21 protein-coding genes are annotated in these 19055 nt (G+C 75.4%); 11 read left to right on the plus strand and 10 right to left on the minus strand.

The features are described 5' to 3' along the window. Positions 1 to 17: 17 nt before the first annotated feature. Both secD and ACFW1I_RS10305 read right to left on the minus strand, forming a co-directional pair. Positions 18 to 2315, minus strand: coding sequence for a protein translocase subunit SecD (gene secD / locus ACFW1I_RS10300; protein WP_384668327.1), 2298 nt, complete (start codon positions 2313 to 2315; stop codon positions 18 to 20). Between the two features lie 127 nt (positions 2316 to 2442). Then, positions 2443 to 2814: a hypothetical protein gene (locus tag ACFW1I_RS10305; protein WP_384668329.1), complete on the minus strand. Its 372-nt coding sequence runs from the start codon at positions 2812 to 2814 to the stop codon at positions 2443 to 2445. Positions 2815 to 3010: 196 nt separating this feature from the next. On the opposite strand from ACFW1I_RS10305, the gene ACFW1I_RS10310 reads away from it, so the two are divergent. Continuing rightward, a complete protein-coding gene (locus ACFW1I_RS10310; RefSeq protein WP_384668332.1) occupies positions 3011 to 3718 on the plus strand; it encodes a lysophospholipid acyltransferase family protein in 708 nt (235 codons plus the stop codon). Here the strand turns inward: ACFW1I_RS10310 and ACFW1I_RS10315 are convergent. Then, entirely contained in the window at positions 3678 to 4757 is a 1080-nt protein-coding gene (locus ACFW1I_RS10315; protein ID WP_384668481.1) for an enoyl-CoA hydratase/isomerase family protein, read from the minus strand. The two genes, ACFW1I_RS10310 and ACFW1I_RS10315, sit on opposite strands and share 41 nt — an antisense overlap. A gap of 139 nt (positions 4758 to 4896) precedes the next feature. Between ACFW1I_RS10315 and ACFW1I_RS10320 the strand changes: the two genes are divergently transcribed. Then, positions 4897 to 5115, plus strand: coding sequence for a CsbD family protein (locus ACFW1I_RS10320; protein WP_384668333.1), 219 nt, complete (start codon positions 4897 to 4899; stop codon positions 5113 to 5115). Positions 5116 to 5187: 72 nt separating this feature from the next. Continuing rightward, entirely contained in the window at positions 5188 to 5844 is a 657-nt protein-coding gene (locus ACFW1I_RS10325) for a GAP family protein (protein WP_384668336.1), read from the plus strand. 24 nt (positions 5845 to 5868) lie between these two features. On the opposite strand, the gene ACFW1I_RS10330 is transcribed toward ACFW1I_RS10325, so the two are convergent. The 4 genes from ACFW1I_RS10330 to ACFW1I_RS10345 form a co-directional block, all read right to left on the minus strand. Next, positions 5869 to 6288, minus strand: a complete 420-nt coding sequence (locus tag ACFW1I_RS10330; protein ID WP_384668339.1) for a hypothetical protein — start codon at positions 6286 to 6288, stop codon at positions 5869 to 5871. 97 nt (positions 6289 to 6385) lie between these two features. Continuing rightward, positions 6386 to 7714, minus strand: coding sequence for a cation:proton antiporter (locus tag ACFW1I_RS10335; protein ID WP_384668342.1), 1329 nt, complete (start codon positions 7712 to 7714; stop codon positions 6386 to 6388). Positions 7715 to 8058: 344 nt separating this feature from the next. Continuing rightward, a complete protein-coding gene (locus ACFW1I_RS10340; RefSeq protein ID WP_319012011.1) occupies positions 8059 to 8742 on the minus strand; it encodes a GNAT family protein in 684 nt (227 codons plus the stop codon). 288 nt (positions 8743 to 9030) lie between these two features. After that, positions 9031 to 9732, minus strand: coding sequence for a ribonuclease H (locus ACFW1I_RS10345; RefSeq protein ID WP_384668345.1), 702 nt, complete (start codon positions 9730 to 9732; stop codon positions 9031 to 9033). 178 nt (positions 9733 to 9910) lie between these two features. Between ACFW1I_RS10345 and ACFW1I_RS10350 the strand changes: the two genes are divergently transcribed. From ACFW1I_RS10350 to ACFW1I_RS10360, 3 genes are all read left to right on the plus strand, one after another. Next, on the plus strand, positions 9911 to 10396 hold the full coding sequence (locus ACFW1I_RS10350) for a hypothetical protein (protein ID WP_384668348.1): 486 nt from the start codon (positions 9911 to 9913) through the stop codon (positions 10394 to 10396). Between the two features lie 26 nt (positions 10397 to 10422). Further along, positions 10423 to 10908 carry a hypothetical protein gene (locus tag ACFW1I_RS10355; RefSeq protein WP_384668351.1) on the plus strand — a complete coding sequence of 162 codons (486 nt, stop codon included), beginning with the start codon at positions 10423 to 10425 and terminating at the stop codon, positions 10906 to 10908. Between the two features lie 104 nt (positions 10909 to 11012). Then, positions 11013 to 12167 carry a YncE family protein gene (locus ACFW1I_RS10360; protein WP_384668354.1) on the plus strand — a complete coding sequence of 385 codons (1155 nt, stop codon included), beginning with the start codon at positions 11013 to 11015 and terminating at the stop codon, positions 12165 to 12167. 24 nt (positions 12168 to 12191) lie between these two features. Here the strand turns inward: ACFW1I_RS10360 and ACFW1I_RS10365 are convergent, their stop codons facing one another. After that, positions 12192 to 13037, minus strand: coding sequence for a class I SAM-dependent methyltransferase (locus tag ACFW1I_RS10365; RefSeq protein ID WP_384668357.1), 846 nt, complete (start codon positions 13035 to 13037; stop codon positions 12192 to 12194). Between the two features lie 138 nt (positions 13038 to 13175). On the opposite strand from ACFW1I_RS10365, the gene ACFW1I_RS10370 reads away from it, so the two are divergent. Beyond that, entirely contained in the window at positions 13176 to 13763 is a 588-nt protein-coding gene (locus ACFW1I_RS10370) for a TetR family transcriptional regulator (RefSeq protein WP_384668360.1), read from the plus strand. Here the strand turns inward: ACFW1I_RS10370 and ACFW1I_RS10375 are convergent. Then, positions 13760 to 14074, minus strand: coding sequence for an NADPH-dependent FMN reductase (locus tag ACFW1I_RS10375; protein WP_384668362.1), 315 nt, complete (start codon positions 14072 to 14074; stop codon positions 13760 to 13762). The genes ACFW1I_RS10370 and ACFW1I_RS10375 overlap by 4 nt on opposite strands. 372 nt (positions 14075 to 14446) lie before the next feature. On the opposite strand from ACFW1I_RS10375, the gene ACFW1I_RS10380 reads away from it, so the two are divergent. Continuing rightward, a complete protein-coding gene (locus ACFW1I_RS10380; RefSeq protein ID WP_384668365.1) occupies positions 14447 to 15814 on the plus strand; it encodes an NAD(P)/FAD-dependent oxidoreductase in 1368 nt (455 codons plus the stop codon). Positions 15815 to 15856: 42 nt separating this feature from the next. Here ACFW1I_RS10380 and ACFW1I_RS10385 read toward each other — a convergent pair whose 3' ends face one another. Next, a complete protein-coding gene (locus ACFW1I_RS10385) occupies positions 15857 to 16642 on the minus strand; it encodes a L,D-transpeptidase family protein (protein ID WP_384668367.1) in 786 nt (261 codons plus the stop codon). Between the two features lie 154 nt (positions 16643 to 16796). On the opposite strand from ACFW1I_RS10385, the gene ACFW1I_RS10390 reads away from it, so the two are divergent. The 3 genes from ACFW1I_RS10390 (at position 16797) to ACFW1I_RS10400 (ending at position 18910) form a co-directional block, all read left to right on the plus strand. Beyond that, a complete protein-coding gene (locus tag ACFW1I_RS10390) occupies positions 16797 to 17255 on the plus strand; it encodes a GNAT family N-acetyltransferase (protein ID WP_384668370.1) in 459 nt (152 codons plus the stop codon). Between the two features lie 90 nt (positions 17256 to 17345). Continuing rightward, positions 17346 to 18425, plus strand: a complete 1080-nt coding sequence (locus tag ACFW1I_RS10395) for a dihydrodipicolinate reductase (protein ID WP_384668372.1) — start codon at positions 17346 to 17348, stop codon at positions 18423 to 18425. After that, on the plus strand, positions 18422 to 18910 hold the full coding sequence (locus ACFW1I_RS10400) for a carboxymuconolactone decarboxylase family protein (RefSeq protein ID WP_384668374.1): 489 nt from the start codon (positions 18422 to 18424) through the stop codon (positions 18908 to 18910). The genes ACFW1I_RS10395 and ACFW1I_RS10400 overlap by 4 nt, the downstream gene beginning before the upstream one ends. Positions 18911 to 19055: the final 145 nt, after the last annotated feature.

Genomic DNA, 19055 nt, shown 5'->3' on the forward strand with positions numbered 1-19055 from the left:
CCGGCTCGCACGCTCCGTCAGACGACCGCCCCCGTGCGGTCGGCGGTCCTGGTCCGCGCGGGGCGGGCCGGCGCCGGTGCGCGCGATTCCAGGGCGACCGTCAGGGGGAGGGCGGTGAAGACCGTGGACGCCATGCCGAGGACGACGCCGGCGAGGAGGGCCACCGAGAAGTCCGTGAGGGTGTCCCCGCCGAGGACGGCGAGGGCGGCCAGGACGAAGAGGGCGCCCATGCCGGTGTTGACCGTACGCGGCAGGGTCTGGGCCACCGCGCGGTCGGCCAGCTCCGCGAGCGGCAGCCGGCCGCCCTTGCGGCGCAGTTCGCGGAGGCGGTCGAGGACGACGACCGAGTCGTTGACCGAGTAGCCGACGACCGTCAGCAGCGCGGCCAGGAACACGCTGTCCACCGGCTTGCCCAGCCAGGCGAACAGACCGACGACGAGCAGCACGTCCTGCACCATCGCGGCGACGGCCGCCGCCGCGTACGTCCAGCGGAAGCGGACGGAGAGGTAGCCGAGCTGGGCGGCGACGGCGAGGCCGAGCGCGAGGAGAGCGTGGGTGCGGAGCTCGCCGCCGAGGCTCGGGCCGACGAGGTCGTCGCGTTCGACCGTGACGGGGCCCGCCGCCTCCGTGAGGGCCTCGGTGACGCGGGCGTGGGCGGCGTCGCCGGTCTCCACCGTCCGGACGGTGACGTCCCGGCCGCCGTCGCCGGTGGTCCGGACGACGGCGTCGGGGAAGCCGGCCGCGGCGATCGCGGCGCGGGCCGCGTCGGCGTCCACCGGACTCGCCGCCGTGTACCGGACGTCCCGGCCGCCGGTGAACTCGACGCCCCACTGCACGCCCCGCACCCCGATCCCGGCGAGGGCGACGAGGAGCAGCGCGGTGCTGACGGTGAACCAGCGGCGCCGGCGGGCCATCAGCCGGGGTGCCCGGCGGTTCAGCCGGGTGCGGAGCCGGCCGGGGCCCGCCATGCCGGTGAGCGCGGGCCTGCGGCGCACGGCGGGCAGGGCGAGGGCGGCGTCGGCGAGCAGCCGGGTGATGACCATGGCGGTGACCATCGAGGCGAGGACGCCGATGGCGAGGGTCACGCCGAAGCCCTTCACCGGACCGGTGGCGAAGGCGAAGAGCAGCCCGGCGGCGAGGAGCGTGGTGACGTTGGAGTCGGCGACGGCGCTCCACGCCTTGCCGAAGGCGGCCGCGAGCGGTCGGCGCGGATCCCGCAGGGCGGCGGCGCGGCCGAGGAGCGCGTACTCCTCCCTGGCCCGTTCGAAGACGAGGACGTTGGCGTCGACGGCGATGCCGACCGCGAGGACGAAGCCGGCGAGGCCGGGGAGCGTGAGGGTGGCGCCGAGGGCGACGACGGCCGCGTACGAGATCAGCCCGTAGAGGAGCAGGGCGATCGTGGCGAGCAGGCCGAGGAGCCGGTAGACGGCGATGACGAAGACGCCGGTGCAGGCGAGGCCGATGACGGCGGCGAGGGCACTGGCCCGGATGGCGTCGGCGCCGAGGGTCGGGCCGACGGTGCTCTGCTCGACGGTGGTGACGGGGACGGGCAGGGCGCCGCCCTCGACGAGCGCCGCCAGGTCGCGGGCCTCCTCGGCGGAGAAGCCGCCGGTGATCTGGGTGGCGCCGCCGGCGATGCCGCCGCCGCAGGCCACGCCGCTCTGGACGGCCGGTGCGGAGACGATCCGCCCGTCGAGGACGATGGCGACCCGGCGGGCGGGGTCGCCGGCCGGGGCGCAGGCCGCCTCGCCGGTGAGGCGGGCCCAGTCGGCGGCGGCGCCGTCGCGGAAGGCGAGGTCGACGGTCCAGCCGCGCCCGCCCGTCGCATCGAGGACGGCGTCGGCGCTCTTCACGCCGTCGCCGGTGAGCGCGGGCGCGGCGAGGGCGAGGTAGCCGGCCGCGTCGGGGTCGCGCAGGGCGCGGGTGCCGTCGGCGGCGGGCCGTTCCGTCGGCGCGGCGGCGGTGCCGGTGACGGCGTGGACGGTGAGCTGGGCGGTGCGGCCGATGACCTCGGCGGCCGCGCGCGGGTCGCGCAGGCCGGGGAGTTCGACGACGATCCGGTTCTCGCCGGAGCGGGCGAGCGACGGTTCGGCCACGCCGAGGCCGTCGACCCGCTTGCGGAGCACTTCGAGGGCGCGGTCGGTGGCCTCCGCGTCGGCGCGGCGGCCGGGGGCATCCTGGGTCTCCAGGACGATCCGGGTGCCGCCTCGGAGGTCGAGGCCGAGGCGGGGCGAGGTGGTGAGGGCGGTCCAGAGGGCGAGCGCGACGACGGCGAGCGCGAGGAGCGCGCGCCGGAGCACGGCGGACGGGGGCATGGGGTCTCCACGGGCGGTGCACGGCCGCGCGCCGGGGCGGCGGTCCGTGCGGGGCGAGCTGGGGTACGCGCGCGTGGCCGGGCGGCGGGCATGCCGGAGGCCCGGACGGCGGCGCGGTGGAACGGCGTCAGCTGTGCCGGGTGGAGGGTGGGCCGCGGGGGGCCCGAAGGTCGTACGGGACGGACGGCGGCGCGCGCTCCCGGCGCGGGTCCCCGGCCACGCGCCCGCGTACGGGTTCCGGGTCCGGGGTCCGGAGGACCGGGGGCGCGACGGGCGGGGCCGGGAAGCGTACGGACTGCTCGACGACGGCGGGCAGTTCGACGGTCGCGGCGGCCGACAGATGGGGGTCGGGCGCGGACGGCTCCGCGGTGACGGTCGTGACGGCGGGCGCCGGAGAGGCGGCGGCCGAGGGCGCGGGCGCCCCGAGGAACGCGCCGAGCGCGCACAGCAGCGCCGCGAGGAGCCGGACCAGGGCGGCGGACGGCGGCGCGCTGACCATCTCCCGCCTCCGTCCTCCGTCGTGACCTCGTGTCGGGCCAGCGTAGACGGCGGGCGGCGGGGGCGGGACACCAGGTGCGCGGGGCGGCGGAGTTGAGTACGGGGTGAGTACGGGCGCCCATGCCGGGGGCGGGGGCTCCGGCGGACGATGGGCGGGCCGTCGTCGTCCCGGTTTCCGAAGGTGGAGGGTCCCGCCCGTGCTCAGTCGTCTCGCCGCGCATCTCGTCCCGTTCCTCGGGCGGTTGACCGTGACCGCGGATCCCGGTGCCCGGATCGAGCCGGGCACCATCATCGTCGTCAACCACACCTCGCTCGCCGATCCGGCGCTGGTGCTGGCCGCGCTGCGGCGGCGGCTGGGCGCCGAGCCGGTGCTGCTCGCGGCGGCCGGGCTGTGGCGGGTGCCGGGGCTCGGCCGGGCGCTGTCGCGGGACGGGTACGTGCCGGTGCACCGGAACACCGCGCACGCCTCGGCCGCGCTGGACCGGGCGGCGGTGGCGCTCGCCTCGGGGCGGCCGGTGATGCTCTACGCGGAGGGCCGGATCCCGCCGCGCCGCGAGGCGTCGGAGGCGCCGCCGGAGGAGTTCCGCACCGGTCTGGCGCGGCTCGCCGGGGCGACGGGTGCGCCGGTGGTGCCGGTCGGGCAGGCCGGGGCGCGCCGGATCACCTCGGGCGGGACGGTCAAGCAGATCGCGGGGGTGCTGACGGCCCCGCTGCGGCGCCCGTGTCTGCACGTGCACATCGGGGCGCCGCTGCGGCTGCCGGAGGACGTGCCGGCGGCGACGGCGCTGGCGCACGGGGCCGTCACGGAGGCGTGGCGGACGGCGGCGCTGGCGCTGGGCGAGCCGGCGGCCGGGGCGGGGCCGGTCAGCCGGCGAGGCCGAGGTCGCCGCCGGGCGGGGGCGTGAGGTAGCGGGCCACGTCGGCGTCGGTGACCTCGGCGAGGGTCGCCGGCCGCCAGCGCGGGTTCCGGTCCTTGTCGACGACCTGGGCGCGGATGCCCTCGACGAGGTCGTGGCTGGTGACGGCGGCGCAGGAGGCCCGGTACTCCAGGTCGAGGACGGCTTCGAGGCGGTCCAGGGCGCGGCCGGCGCGCAGCACGGCGAGGGTGGCCTTGAGGGCGGTCGGGGACTTGGCGAGGAGCGTGGTGGCGGCGTCCTTGGCGGCGGGGACGCCGCTGTCGGTGAGGCGGTCGACGATCTCCTCGACGGTGGGGGCCGCGTAGCAGGCGTCGATCCAGTCGCGCTGCTCGGCGAGGACGCCGGGGGCGGGCGCGGTGGCGTGCCGGGCCAGGGCCTCGTCGGCGGGGAGGCGGGTGAGGTCGGCGGCGAGGGCGTCGAGCGCGGCGGCGGGGACGTGGTGGTCGGCGAGGCCGGTGAGGAGGGCGTCGGCGGCGCCGATCTGGCCGCCGGTGAGGGCGAGGTGGGTGCCGAGCTCGCCGGGGGCGCGGCCGAGGAGCCAGGTGCCGCCGACGTCGGGGACGAAGCCGATGCCGGTCTCGGGCATGGCGATGCGGGAGCGTTCGGTGACGACGCGGACGGAGCCGTGGGCGGAGACGCCGACGCCGCCGCCCATCACGATGCCGTCCATGAAGGCGACGTACGGCTTGGCGTAGCGGGCGATCCGGGCGTTGAGGCGGTACTCGTCGGCCCAGAAGGCGACGGTGGCGGTGCCGCCGGCGTCGCGGGCGTCCTCGTGGATGGCGCGGATGTCGCCGCCCGCGCACAGGCCCCGCTCCCCCGCGCCCCGCAGGACGACGGTGGTGACGGCGGGGTCGTGCTCCCAGGCGGTCAGGGCGGCGTCGAGGGCCTTCACCATGGGGTGGGTGAGGGCGTTGATGGCCCGGGGCCGGTCGAGGGTGAGGAATCCGGCCCGGCCCTCGGTGCGGCGCAGGAGGTCCGCGTCCCGCTCGGCGGGGGCGTCGGCGGCGGGGTGTTCGGCGGGCACGGCGATCACTCGGTCCTTCCCTGGCACGGCACTGTGTCGCCGCCCAAGGTACCGGGCCGTGATCGGGGGCCGACGGGCGCGGGCGATCGCACCGGCCTAGCGTGGATGCCGGGGACGGTCCGAAGGAGGGATCGCGGACATGGGCGGCACGATCGGCAAGGCCAAGGAGAAGGCCCGGCACGAGGTCGACAGGGCCAGGGGCCGGGCCAAGGAGCTCGCCGGCCGGTTCACCGGCGACGAGCGGCTGGAGGCCGAGGGCAGGACGGACCGCGCCAGGGCCGACCTGCGCAAGGCCTGGCGGAGTCTGCGTCGGCGGGTCGCAGGCGTCGGGGACTCGCTGCGGAAGGACCGGTCCTGACGGTGCGGGCCGTCCGGACGGCCCGGCGCCTCGGGCCGGCCCGGACGGCGTGCGCGGACCGGTGGTGACGCGATGGTCGTCGACCTGTTGCTGATCGGGCTGGCAGTGACGCTCTTCCCGCTGCCGATCATGGCCTTCGTGCTGGTGCTGGCCTCGGACCGGGGGCTGCGCAAGGGGCTGGTGTTCATCGGGGCCTGGCTGGCCTGTCTGGTGGCCGTGATCGGGATCGTCGTGCTGCTCACCGGCGGGCAGCCGCCGGCGCCCCGCTCCCCGCCGTCGCGGGCCGCCCAGGTGGCGACGCTGGTCTTCGGCGCGGGCCTGATCGGGTACGCGGTGTACCGGCGCCGGCGGACCCGTCGGGCCGCCGCCGCACCGGCGGCCGAGGAGCGGCCGGCGTCCGCGTCGGGCGGTGTCTCGTTCCGGTCCGCCGCGGCCCTGCCCGTCCTCCTGCAGCCGTGGGGGATGGTCGGCGCCGCGGCGGCCACGGTCGTCCAGGCCGATCTCTCCCACGCCGGGGACGTGGTGGCGCTGGTGGGCTTCTGCCTCCTCGCCAGCTCCACGCTGCTGGCGATGGAGCTGTGGATGGTGTTCTCGCCCGAGCGGGCCCGGCGGGCCCTCACCGGGCTGCACGACTGGCTCAGTCGCCACAAGGAGCCCGCCATCGTCGCCCTCTGTCTGCTCCTGGGACTGTGGCTGGTGAGCCGCAGCCTCTACCAGCTGACGACGTGACGGGCTCCTCGCGGCGCCTCGGGGCTACCGCACCTCGTCGGGCTTCACGACGCAGAGGGCCCAGATGACGAAGCCGGACATGGCGATCATCAGGATCGACCAGGCCGGGTAGTAGGGCAGCGACAGGAAGTTGGCGATGATGACGAGGGCGGCGATGGCGACACCGGCCACCCGCGCCCACGTCGACACCTTGTACAGGCCGAAGCTGACGAGGATCGCGACGGCGCCGAGGGCGAGGTGGATCCAGCCCCATCCGGTCAGGTCGAACTGGAACACGTAGTTCGGGGTCGTCAGGAAGACGTCGTCCTCCGCGATCGCCATGATGCCCCGGAAGACGCCCACGACGCCGGTGATCCCGAGCATGACGGCGGCGAAGACGGTCAGTCCCCCCGCCCACAGCTGGCTCGTGCTTCCCGAACGGTGAGGGGTGTGCGTGGCGGCCATGGTGGACCTCGCTCTCGCTCCGCCGGGTACGGTCGCGGTACCCGTGCATCCCTCCATGGTGGTCCCGGGACGCCCGGGGCGCACGGCGCGGCGGGTTCTAGCCGGTGGGGCCGCCGAGGCGGCCGAGCCGGCGGCGGCCCGGGTGCTCCGGCACCTCGGCGGCCTCCCGGAGGTCGCCGGAGGCGCCGGCGCGGCGGAACCAGGCGCCGTACGCCCCCGCGAGGGCCGGGGCCGTGGCGCCGTGCAGGAGGACGCTGAGAGCGACGGTGACGGCGATGACGCGGCCCATGAGCTCGGTTCCGGCGACGTGTTCCTCCGCCACCAGGAGGCCGAGGACGACGGAGGCGAGGCCGCGGGGCCCGAACCAGCCGACGTACAGCACCGTCGGGAGGCGCAGGCCGCTGCCGAGCAGGGAGAGGGCGACGGGGACGAGCCGGACGACGGTCAGGCTGAGCAGGGCGTAGAGCACGATCTGCCAGGTCAGGTGCTGGAGGGCGGGGCCGAGCAGGACGGCGCCGAAGAGGAGCAGGCTGATCGAGGCGAGCAGGCCGCCGAGGTCCTCGGCGAGTTCGGGGGTCGTGTCCCGGCCGGCGGCGCCGTCGGGCGCCGTGGTCCGCGGCGGGCCGGCCGGGACGTTCCGCAGGGCGTGTCCGAAGGCGAAGCCGGCGACCCAGGCGGCGATGAAGCCGCTGCCGTCGACGACGACGGCGAGCGCGTAGGAGCCGGCGGCGACGGCGAGGACGTAGACGTGGCGCCATTCGCGGGTGATCCAGCCGCGGGCCCGGGCCGCCTGGAGCAGCCGGCCGGCGATGCCGCCGACCAGCAGGCCGAGGACGGTGCTGAGCAGCAGGGAGCGCCAGAAGGTGCCCGCGACGCCCTCGGCGGCGTACGAGGTGCCGGGGACGGCGGCGAGGAGGACGACGAAGAACGGCAGCACCATGCCGTCGTTGAGGCCGCTCTCCACGTTGAGGCCCTGCCGGACCAGTGCCGGGACCCGGCGGTCGGAGATCGCGGTCTTGCCGAGCGCGGCGTCGGTGGGCGCCAGGATCACGCCGACCAGCGCCAGCTCCCAGACGGTGAGCCCGGCCAGCAGGGGCCAGGCCAGCAGCCAGCCGGCCGCGATGCTGAGCAGGAGGCCGATCCCGAGCAGGCGGCGGGGCAGGAAGCCGCCCCGGGTGAGGTCGCGGCGGCGGACGGTCATGGCGTCGGTGAACAGCACCAGCGTCAGGGCCGCCTCCAGGAGCGCCGTGATGGGCCCCGTCTCGTCGAGGCCGATCACGTCGAGGACGGCCGGGCCCAGGAGGACGCCGCAGCCGGTGAAGACGAGTGCCGAGGAGACCGGGGTGGAGGCGAGGCGGCGGGAGCCGAGGGCGTACGCGGCCGTGACTCCGGCGACGGCCAGGACCGTCCACCCGCCACCGCTCATGGGACCGCCTCCTTCGCCCGTCCCGGCGGGTCGCCGCCGGTGGGGAGGCGGCGGACGTGCGGAGGAGGGGCGTGGCCGCAGGGAAGTGGGGCGTGGCCGTACGGAAGGGGGCGGGAAGGACTCACCCGCTTCTCGCGGATCCTGATTGCACGGTGCGCGGCCACGAGGACCGCTACTCCGTGTCCTCACACGGAGTCCTTCCCGTCACTTCCATGAAAACACCCCGTCCGCGGCGCCCCCCCCCTCTCACGCTAGCCTGACCCTCCTCCTCACCCCACAACCCACCTAAGACCCACCCCCCCCCCCCCGGCGGGGCGGGGCGCCCCCCCCCCCCCCCGGGGGGGTCAGGCCGGGAGGAGGTCCTGGAGGACCCGGCTCCGGCGGGGGGCGCTCAGACGGAGCTCGATGATGTCCCGGACGGTGGGCCACTCCTCGTCGAGGATCGAGTAGAAGGCCGTGTCCCGGACGGCGCCGTCGAGGCCGCGGGAGTGTGCTCTGCGGATGCCCTCGCAGGTGGCGCCGAGGCGTTCGATGGCCACCCGCGAGCGGGTGTTGCGGGCGTCGGCGCGGAGGGTGATCCGGCGGACGCCCCAGCTCTCGAAGGCGTGGCGGAGCATGAGCAGCTTCGCCTCGGTGTTGATGCCGGTGCCCCGGGCGTCGCCCGCGATCCAGGTGTTGCCGATCTCGGCGGCGTCGGGGATCGCGGTGAGCGGATCACCGTGGGGATGGCCGGGGGTCGGGGGCCAGACCAGCGGCCCCCGCCAATAGTCGAGTTCGAGGAAGCGGGTGGAGCCGATCACCCGGTCGTCGGCGGTACTGACCAGGGCGAAGGGCAGACAGCGCCCGACGGCCTGTTCGGCCAGGGCACGGGCGATGTAGTCGAGAGCGGATTCCAGGCCGTCGGGCACGGGAGTGAAGGCATAGGCCGATCGGTCCGCCTCGCCGGCCCGCGCAAGGGCTTCGGCGTGCCGCATCGCCAGCGGCTCCAGGCGCACGGAGCGCCCGGTCAGGAGAACAGGTACTGGCACGGAACCTCGGGTCTTTCACGGGCAGGGGTCACTTCCGTCACGACGCTGTGCGTCGGAAGTGAAGGGGGGAATCTCGCCGGGTGCCGGATTCACGTCGAGAGACGTCGGATGAGCAGGCAAAACGGTTCGTCACCAGGTGCGAGGAGGAACAGTATGCAGCCACAACAGCTCTGAGAACAGAACCCCGGGAGAACCCGCATCCACGGGCGGGTGAAGCCTGCCGGAGGCGCTCGGAACGCGGTCTCAGGGGGCGGACAGGTGCGCCCGCCCCTCGGACGGCGTCAGCGCTCAGACGCAGGTCGGATGGCCCCAGCCCTCCGCGTTCTTGCTGATGCTCTCCCCCTTGTCATAGGCACGCCCACAGCGGCAGCGGCCCGGAAACTTGGCCTTCAGGGTGCCGCCGGACGGGCGACTCCGCCGGGCCCCCGGGGCCCCGGAACCGCCGGGCGCGGAGGAGCGCGCCCGGGGCGTGCGGGACGCGGAGGCACGCGCCGTGGCGGGCTCGGGGTCGGGAAGGGCGGAGCCGGCGTCCGACCCCAGGGGCTCCTGGGTGCGGGCGCTGTGGCTGGCGGCCCGGTCGGCGGCGTCGTTGAGGGGGTCGCCGCCGGTCTGGTGCGCGGGGGTGTAGACGAAGTCGACGTCCCGGCCGGTGAGCAGGGCGTCGATCCGGACGACGAGGTCCTTGTTGGCGACCGGGGTCCCGGCGGCGGTCTTCCAGCCCTTGCGGCGCCAGCCGGGGAGCCAGGTGGTGACGGCCTTCATGGCGTACTGCGAGTCCATCCGGATCTCCGCGGGCACCGCGGGGTCCAGGGTCTCCAGGAGCCGTTCCAGGGCAGTGAGTTCGGCCACGTTGTTGGTGGCGCGGCCGAGCGGGCCGGCCTCCCAGCGCTCGACGGTGCCGTCCGCCCGGCCGATGACCCAGGCCCAGGCGGCGGGGCCGGGATTTCCCTTGGACGCGCCGTCGCACGCGGCGATGATCTTCTCCAGCATCCTTCGATCCTGACACGGACGGCGGTGTGCTCGGGGCCGTCCGGAGCCCGGTTCCGGGGTCGCCCGGCCGGGTGGCGGCGGGCTCCCCGCGCCACGGGGTGTCAGCGGTTCCCCGTAGACTCGCCGTCTGCCCGCCAAGGGTGGCACCGGCCCCAGCTGACAGGAAGCGACGGACTCCATGAACCACGCGGACGGCACCGCACCGATCTACGCCCAGCTCATACGGGAGCGGGGGGACGTTCCCGGTGACGTGCGCCAGACCGCGGAGGAAGTGCTGCGGGACCTGAGCCGGTACATCAAGACCCCCCCGCCCGCGCCGCAGCAGCCGATGGGCGTCGGCGCCCCGGCGGGCATGCCCGGGATGCCGGGGATGCCCGGCCAGCCGGGCATGCAGGGGCAGCCGGGGATGCAGGGGATGCAGGGCCAGCCCGGTATGCAGGGGCAGCCGGGCATGCAGGGCGGTCCGGGGATGCAGGGCGGGCAGCCGGGGCCGCAGGGCCTTCCGGGCGTGCCCGGTCAGCCGGTGCCCGGGAACCCCGGGTCGGCGGGTCCCGCCGGTCTGCCGGGTCCGGCGGGCATGCAGGGCGCCGGGCCGGTCCCCGGCCAGGGCGGCCCGGGCGGGCACGCCGGCATCGTGGCGATGCGGTCGCTGCCGCAGGGCTGAACCCACCGACATCAGGGCGAGGGGCCGTGCCGGTGGACGCCGAGCGGTACGCGGAGTGCCAGGTCTACGTCGACGCGGCCGATCCGGGGACGCTCGTCGACCGGCTCCGGCCGGCCCTGGGCATCGAGGCCGTCGCCCCGGCCTCGCCTGACCTGGTCTTCGGGCCGCTCCTGGTGACGGGCGCCCACAACGACCACGCGACCGGCGCCCGCGCCCACCCCGACGACTTCCTGGAATGGTCGGTCGTACTGGAGTGCGACGCCGTGCCGGGTGCCGCGCCGGCCGAGACGGTCGACGCCGTGAGCGCACTGCTGCGGTGTCTCTGGGACCGTGGATACGCGGCCGTCGCCGCGTGCGACTTCGAGGACGAGCTGCCCTTGGCCGGCGGCGTTGCCCGCCACCCGCGTCCGGCCCGCCCGAGCCGTGGCTCCGGCACGCTTGCCGGGCGCGCGCTCCGCCGGGTCATCCGATCGGTCGACCCGCGGGTCCGCCGGAGGGGCCGGGGGACGTAACCGGCCGGTCGAAGGGGACGGGACCCGGGGGCACGGAGGATCGGGGTACGGGAGGGGCCGGTTCGCGCGGTGTCCTCCTCCTGTCCCGTACCGAGGAGCCCGAGATGACGAAGATCCGCCGCCCATCCCGTACCGCTCGCGTCCTGCTGCCCGCGGCCGTCGCCGTGGTCCTGCTCTCGGGATGCGCCCGGGCGGACGAGGCTCCGGCCGCCGGGACCGCCGCGCCGACGAGCCCCACCGTCACCGTCACTCCCCCGCCCTCCACCGGGCCCGCGCCCTCGGCGACGGCGGCCGGGACGCTGCTCGTCGCCGACTTCGGGTCGGACACCGTCACGTTCGTGGACCCCGCGCGCGGCTCCACCGGCTCCGTGAAGGTGGGCACCGCGCCGTACGGGCTCGCGCTCGGGAAGGACGGGCGGGCCTGGGTCGCGACCGCCGAGGGCGTCGCCGTCGTCGACACCGCCACCCGTCAGCGCCTGGCCCTGGTCCCGTACCGCACGGACACCGGTCCCGTGACCACCGGCGAGTACCGGGGCGGCGGGATGGGCATCGCCCTCTCGCCCGACGGGAAGCGGGTCTACGTGGGCGTGAACGTGCCCGGCGGCGACGGCACCCTGGAGGTGATCGACACCGCGTCCGTGAAGGTGGTGGACGTGGTGGACGTGGGGCGCCGGCCGTTCGACGTCGACGTGAGCCGGGACGGCTCCGCCGTGTACGCGACGAACCACGACTCCTTCGACGTGACCGTCGTCGACGCGGCCTCGCTCGACGCCCGGCGGGTCGAGGTCGCCCCGTACGGCACCGAGGGCGGGCTCGGCTCCTGGCTGAAGCCGCACTACGCGGCCGTGCGCCCGTCGGACGGCAAGCTGCTGCTGCCGTTCGAGGGCGAGCGGCTGGCCGTCGTGGACCCGGCCACCGGGCGGGTCGAGATCGAGTCCATGACGGCGAACACGCATCAGCACGGGGCGACCGTGACGCCGGACGGGACGCTCTTCGCCGTCGGCACCGGCCCGATCGACCCGAGCGAGGACCGGGGCCCGTCCCTGACCGTGCGGTCGCCCGAGGGCATCGAGCGCGTCTATCCGCTCGACGGGCCGCACGAGGACGTGGCCGTCTCGGAGGACGGCCGGACCGCCTATGTGACCGGCGGCTTCACCCGGGACGGGTACTGGGACGGGATCAGCGTCGTCGACCTCGGCTCGGGCGAGGTGAAGCGCCTCGCGGCCGGCTCCCGTCCGCTCGGCGTCGTCGTCCTCTGACCCGCCGGGGACGCTCCCGAACCGCTAAGGGCGCTCCGCCGTCACGAGCCACGCCGTGCTCAGCAGCCGGACCGTGCCCTCGGGGGACTCGTGGGCGCGGAGGTGGTCGGTGAGGGCGGTGCGGGCGCGGGCGCGCGTGGGCTCGTCGGCACCGTCCATCAGGTGGCGGCCGGGGCCGGTGGCGAGGAGGAAGTCCGCCGCGTCGGCGGCGTCCCGGCCCCAGGTGCCGTACGCCCGCGCCTCCTCGATCGCGATGCCGGTGAACCCGGCGGCGGCGAGGAGGGCGCGGACGGTGTCCGGGACGGCCAGGGAGAACATGCCGGGGAGGCCCGGCCGGCCGAAGTCGCCGACCGGCAGGATGCCGCGCAGCGAGGTCATGGCCGTCACCCAGCCGTTGAGCTCCGGATCGGACGGGCAGACGAGGGCGAGCCGTCCGCCCGGGCGCAGGGCGCGGCCGATGCGGGCGAAGGCGGCCTCGGGGTCCTCGAAGAACATGGCGCCGTACCGGCTGATCGCCGCGTCGAAGGCACCCTCGTCGTAGGGGTGGGTCTGGGCGTCGCCGCGGGTGAAGGTGACGTTGTCGACGCCTTCGGCGGCGGCCCTGGCGCGGGCCTCGGCGAGCATCGGGGCGGAGAGGTCGAGTCCGAGCGCGTGTCCGCGCGGGGCGCGGCGGGCCGCGAGGCGGGTGGTCCGTCCGGCGCCGCAGCCGATGTCGAGGGTGCGGTCGGCACCGCTGACGCGGGCGGCGTCGAGCAGCGGGGTGTTGAAGCCGTCGTTGACGGCGTTCCAGCGGTCCTGGTGGCGGGCCCAGTGGGCGCCCTCGGGGCCGTTCCACGCCTGGTCCTGCGCGGTGTTGACGATGGTGGTCACGACTGCCTCCTCGCACGAAGGGAAGTTTGGGCACGCGCCCATTCCCGAACAGTATGGGCGCGTGCCCATAGCGGCAATCCCGTTTACCATCCAGGCAGTCGGATCCGGCCGGGGTCCGGGGCGGAGGGAGGCGGGGTCATGTCACCGCGTGGAGTGGCGACGCCGGACGTGCGCGAGCGGCTGTTCGCCGCGGCCGAGCGGGTGGTGGAGCGGGACGGGCCGGGTGCGCTCACCAGCCGGTCGGTGACGACCGAGGCGGGGTGCGCGAAGGGGCTGCTGCACGCCCACTTCTCGGGGTTCGACGAATTCGTGGCCGAGCTGTGCCTCGACCGCTTCGCCCGTACGGCCGCGAAGGCGCGGGCGCTGGCCGGGGCGGTGGGCGAGGGCACGGTCGGCGGGAACCTCGACGCCGTCGTCCTCGCGCTCTTCGACGCCGGCGGGCCCGCGGTCTCCGGCCTCGCCATGGCCCGCCCCGCCGCCGCGCTCCGGATCCGCGAGGCGCTGGCCGCCGGCGCGCCGGGCTTCACGGCGATCGAGGAGGCCGTCGCGGGCTATCTGGAGGCCGAGCGCGGCCTGGGCCGCGTCCCTGCCGGGCTGGACCCGGCCGGGGTGGCCCTCGCCCTCGTCGGCACGAGCCACCACCTGCTGATGACGACCTGGCCGGGCTCCCCCGACCCCCGCCCGGCGGTCCGGCGGCTGATGGCCACGCTGGTGGCGGAGGACTAGTTCTGCGGCAGGACGGTCAGGACCCGCTCGATGAACGTCTTGAAATCGTCCATGAAGTCCGACAGGAACTGCTGGGTCGTCGGGTCGGTGACCTCGCCGTCGTCACCGAAGAGGCCCGGGGTGAACTGGATGTAGGCCTCCGGGGCGTTCATCTGCGGGGAGTTGCAGAAGCTGAGCACCGAGCGGAGGCTCTGCTGGGCGACGGCCGTGCCGATCTTGCCCGGGGAGGCGCCGATGACGGCCGACGGCTTGTGGGTGAAGGAGTTGGTCCCCCACGGGCGGCTGGCCCAGTCGATGGCGTTCTTGGGCACCGCGTCGACGGCGGCCGGAACTCCAGGCCGGGCGGGGCGACCCGCAGCAGGGCCCTGGAGAGGATCCGGTTGATCGACTTCTGCGACAGGCTGCCGACGAAATAGCCCACCTGGTACGTGGTCATGGTGCCCTTTCCGCCTTCCGTGCGGGGTCCTCGGCAACGTAACCCGGGCGCTGGGGCCCGGCGACCGGAGCCCGCGCGGGCGCACGGGCGCGCGGCCCGGGACCGGGCCCGGAGCGGACCACGCCGAAGAGCGATACCGCCGCAATGGCGATAGAAAGGGTGAACCACGGAAAGTCAGCGAAAAGTGATACACGCGCCTAAGCACTCATAGGCGACACTTCGCACGCTCATACGGAAGGCGGCAAGCGTGACGCGACCGAGGATTCTCGTGGTGGGCGCCGGTTTCGCCGGAGTGGGCTGTGTGAAGCGGCTCGAACGGCGGCTGACCGAGCGGGAGGCGCGGATCACGCTGCTCTCGCCCTTCTCGTACCAGCTCTACCTGCCGCTGCTCCCCCAGGTGGCGGCGGGCGTCCTGACGCCGCAGTCGGTGGCGCTGTCACTGCGGCGCAGCCAGAAGCACCGGACCCGGATCGTGCCGGGCGGCGCGGTGGGCGTGGACACGGACGCGAAGGCCGTGGTGGTGCGGACGATCTCCGGGGAGTACGACGTCGAGCCGTACGACCATCTGGTGCTCGCGCCCGGCAGCGTGACCCGGACCTTCGACATCCCGGGGCTCGCCGACCATGCCCGCGGCATGAAGACGCTGGCCGAGGCGGTCTACATCCGGGACCACGTCATCGCCCAGCTGGACCTGGCCGACGCCAGCGACGACGACGACGAGCGGGCCGCGCGGCTCCAGTTCGTGGTGGTCGGCGGCGGGTACGCGGGCACCGAGACGGCGGCCTGCCTCCAGCTGCTCACCCACAACGCGGTCAAGCGCTACCCGCGGCTCGACCCGGCGCTCATCAAGTGGCACCTGGTCGACATCGCGCCCAAGCTGATGCCCGAGCTCGGCGACAAGCTCGGCGCGGCCGCCATGGAGATCCTCACCAAGCGGGGCATCCAGGTGTCGCTGGGGGTGTCGGTGGCCTCGGTCGACGACGAGGCGGTCACCCTCACGGACGGCAGGGTGCTGCCCTGCCGCACCCTCATCTGGACGGCCGGCGTGGCCGCGAGCCCGCTCGTCGCGACCGTCGGCGCGGAGACCGTCCGCGGCCGTCTGGTGACGACGCCGGAGATGCGGGTGCCGGGACTCGACGGGGTGTGGGCGCTCGGCGACGCGGCGGCCGTGCCGGACCTGGCGAAGGGCGAGGAGGGGGCGATCTGCCCGCCGACGGCCCAGCACGCGATGCGGCAGGGCAAGGCGCTCGCCGACAACCTGGTGGCGACCCTGCGCGGCGAGTCGACGCAGCCGTACACGCACAAGGACCTGGGCCTGGTGGTGGACCTGGGCGGGATGGACGGGGTGTCGAAGCCGCTGGGCGTGGAGCTGCACGGGCCGGCGGCGCAGGCGGTGGCGCGCGGCTACCACTGGGCGGCGCTGCGGACCAATGTGGCGAAGACCCGGGTGATGACGAACTGGCTGCTGAACGCGGTGGCCGGGGACGACTACGTGCGGACCGGGTTCCTGGCCTCGAAGGCGGGGACGCTGCGGGACTTCGAGTACACCGACGCCTATCTGACGCCGGACCAGATCCGGCTGCACACCGGGCCGTTCCGGGGCGCGGTCGGCTGATCCGCTGCCCCACCGGCCCGGCCGGCCCCCGGATCCCCGCGCTCAGCGGGCGAGTTCGGGGGCCGGTCCCATGACGACGACGGGCTCGGCGGCCGGGTCGAGGGCGACGAGCAGGGTGCGCAGGTCGTCGCGGTCGAGGGCGACGCACGCCTGGGTGGGGCCGCCGTGGTCGACGTGGATCCAGACGCCGCCGCCCTTGTCCGCGCCGAGCGGGCGTTCCTTGTCGAGGGGGGTGCGGCCGGGGACGCGGTTGTAGTCGATGGCGATGACGTGGTCGAAGGAGCCTTCGAGGGATTCGCCGTGGAAGCCGGTGCCGCTGATGGCGAACTCGGGGTCCTCGTCGTACGGGAGGCGGGCGCCGGGGTCGGGCAGGCGTCCGCCGGCGTCGCCGATACGGTAGACGCCGATGGGGGTGCGCAGGTCGCCGGCGGAGTGGTCGGCGGTCCAGCCCTTGAGCGCGTTGCGCGCGGGCCAGGGGCCGCCGGCCTCGTACCACCGGCCGCCGGGGGCACGCTGGTGGAGGACGACGGTGGCGGTGTTGCTGTTCTCGGTGGCGCCGGTGACGACCAGGGCCTGGGTGGTGCCGTCGGGGACGCGGGCCTGGGTGAGCGGGCCGACGCCGGGGATGCGGGCGGGGCCGGCGGGGCGGGCGTCGGTGGCCTCGGGGGCCGTGCTCCGCGCGGCGGCGGACGCGGACGGCCGGCCGGAAGCGGACGGCGGGGTGGCGGCGGTCGGTTCGGGGTGCGCGCAGCCGGTGAGCAGCAGGGCCGCGCACAGGGTGCCGGCGCCGAGGAGCGCGGGGGCGCCCTTGCGGACGAAGGCGGGCATGGGAAGGCATCCTCCTGGCCGGGGGCAGTGCAGCGATCCGTACCCGCTCGGCGGGCGGCGCTGCGCGGGAGGGCGGCGGCCCACCCGTACGGCGGAGCGGGCGGGGCGGCGATCGCGGTTGACCGGTGGGCGGCCGGTGCGGTGGGGTGCGGGCATGAGCGATCTTGACGAGTACGGGGAGCTGCGGGTGGTCCCGGCGGCGGGCGGGCGGGAGCTGGCCGACTGGCGGGCGGTCCACAACGCGATCATCCCGACGGCGGTGCTGTCGGCCGACGAGGTGCGGGAGCGGGCCGGACGGAACCGGCTGGAGGTGGCGTACCTGGGCGGGACGGCGGTGGGTTGTTCCACCGTGCGTCCGCCGGACGAGGAGACGCCGGCGGCGACGGTGATCGCGCGGATCCTGCCGGAGTACCGGCGGCGGGGCTTCGGGACGGCGCTGTACGAGCAGGGGCTGGCGCACGCCCGGACGTTGAGCGACGCGGGGGTCGAGACGGTGGTGCTGGCGTCGAACGAGGAGGGGCTGCGGTTCGCGCTGGCGCGCGGCTTCACGGAGGTGGAGCGGTATGTGCTGCCGGGGGACACGATCCCGTTCGTGACCCTGCGGCTGGGCTGATCCGCCGTACGGCACACGGGATCTGACGTTTCGTCAGATCTATGCGTCGCGGGTCTGGGAACCTCGCTCCCCTGGCGCTACCCTCCGCGCATGATACGGACGGTGGTGTGGGGAACCGGAAATGTCGGGCGGGCGGCCATCCGGGCCGTGGACGCCCATCCCGGGCTCGAACTCGCGGCGGTCCTGGTCTCCGACCCGGCGAAGGTGGGCCGGGACGCGGGGGCGCTCGCGGGGCTCGGACACGAGCTGGGCGTGGCCGCGAGCGACGACGTCGGGGCGGTGCTCGGCGCGCGGCCGGGGGCGGTGGTGTACGCGGCCTCCGGCGACGTGCGGCCGGACGGGGCCCTGGCGGACGTGGTGCGGGCGGTCGCGGCGGGCGCGGTGGTGGTGACGCCGTCGCTGTACCCGCTGTACGACCCGCGGAACGCTCCGCCGGAGTTCCGTGACCCGGTGCTCGCGGCGGTGGCCGAGGGCGGCGGGTCGCTCTTCGCCTCCGGGGTGGACCCCGGCTGGGGCAACGACGTGCTGCCGCTGCTGGTCAGCGGGCTCGGCACGACGGTGGACGCGGTCCGCTGCCAGGAGATCTTCGACTACTCGACGTACGAGCAGGAGTTCTCCGTCCGCGAGCTGATCGGGATGGGCAAGCCGCTCGCCTACGAGCCGCCGATGCTCTTCCCGTCGGTGCCGACGATGGTGTGGGGCGGGCAGATCCGGCTGATGGCGCGGGCGCTGGGCGCCGAGGTGGAGGAGATCCGCGAGACGGTGGACCGGCGCCCGCTGGAGGCGACGGTGAAGACGCGGACGATGGGCGTCTTCGAGGAGGGCACGCAGGGCGCGGTCCGCTTCGAGGTGCAGGGGATCGTCGGCGGTGAGCCGCGGATCGTGATCGAGCACGTGACCCGGATCCATCCGTCCTGCGCGCCGGACTGGCCGGTGCCGCCGGACGGCGCCGGGGCGCACCGGGTGATCGTCGAGGGCCGGCCGCGCATCGAGGTGACGGTGGCGGCCACCGACGAGGACGAGAACCGGGCGGCCGGCGGGAACGCGACGGCGGTCGGGCGCCTGGTGGGCGCGATCGACTGGCTGGCGGCGGCGGAGCCGGGGCTCTACGACGCGCTGGACGTGCCGATACGGCCGGCGGTGGGGAAGCTGGGAAGGAGACCGCGGTGATCATCGACATTCCGGAGGGGCAGGAGCCGATCGGGTACGTGTGGGGCGACATGGTCCCGGAGATCGGGACGGCGGCGGCGAACTTCTCGCTGTCGGTGTACGCCCATACGACCCTGGGGCTGCGCGAGTTCGAGGCGGCGCGGCTGCGGATCGCGCAGATCAACGGCTGCGGCTTCTGCCTGGACTGGCGGACGGACCGGGGCGGCGTGAAGGTCGAGGAGGGCTTCGACGAGGTGGTCGCGGCCTGGCGGACCACGGAGGTGTCCGACTCCTTCGACGCGCGGACGCGGCTCGCGGCGGAGTACGCGGAGCGGTACGCGCTCGACCACCACGGCCTGGACGAGGAGTTCTGGGCGCGGATGACCGCGCACTACAGCCAGGCGGAGATCGTGGAGCTGACGATGAGTCTGGGATCGTGGCTGGCCTTCGGGCGGCTGAACCGGGTGCTGGGGCTCGACGAGGTGTGCGTGCTGCCGACGGGCTGAGGCCCGGGGCGCGTCAGGGCCGGCCCGGTATCGAAACCGCCCGCCCGCGCCGGGGCCCCGGCCCCCGCCCAACAACAACGCGACGATTCGGGGCAAGTTTGGTTGGGCGAGGGGGGGGATGGGGTAGAAGGGGTTGAATCGGGTG

Source organism: Streptomyces sp. NPDC058955, assembly GCF_042741435.1.
In the GTDB taxonomy this organism is placed as follows: domain Bacteria; phylum Actinomycetota; class Actinomycetes; order Streptomycetales; family Streptomycetaceae; genus Streptomyces.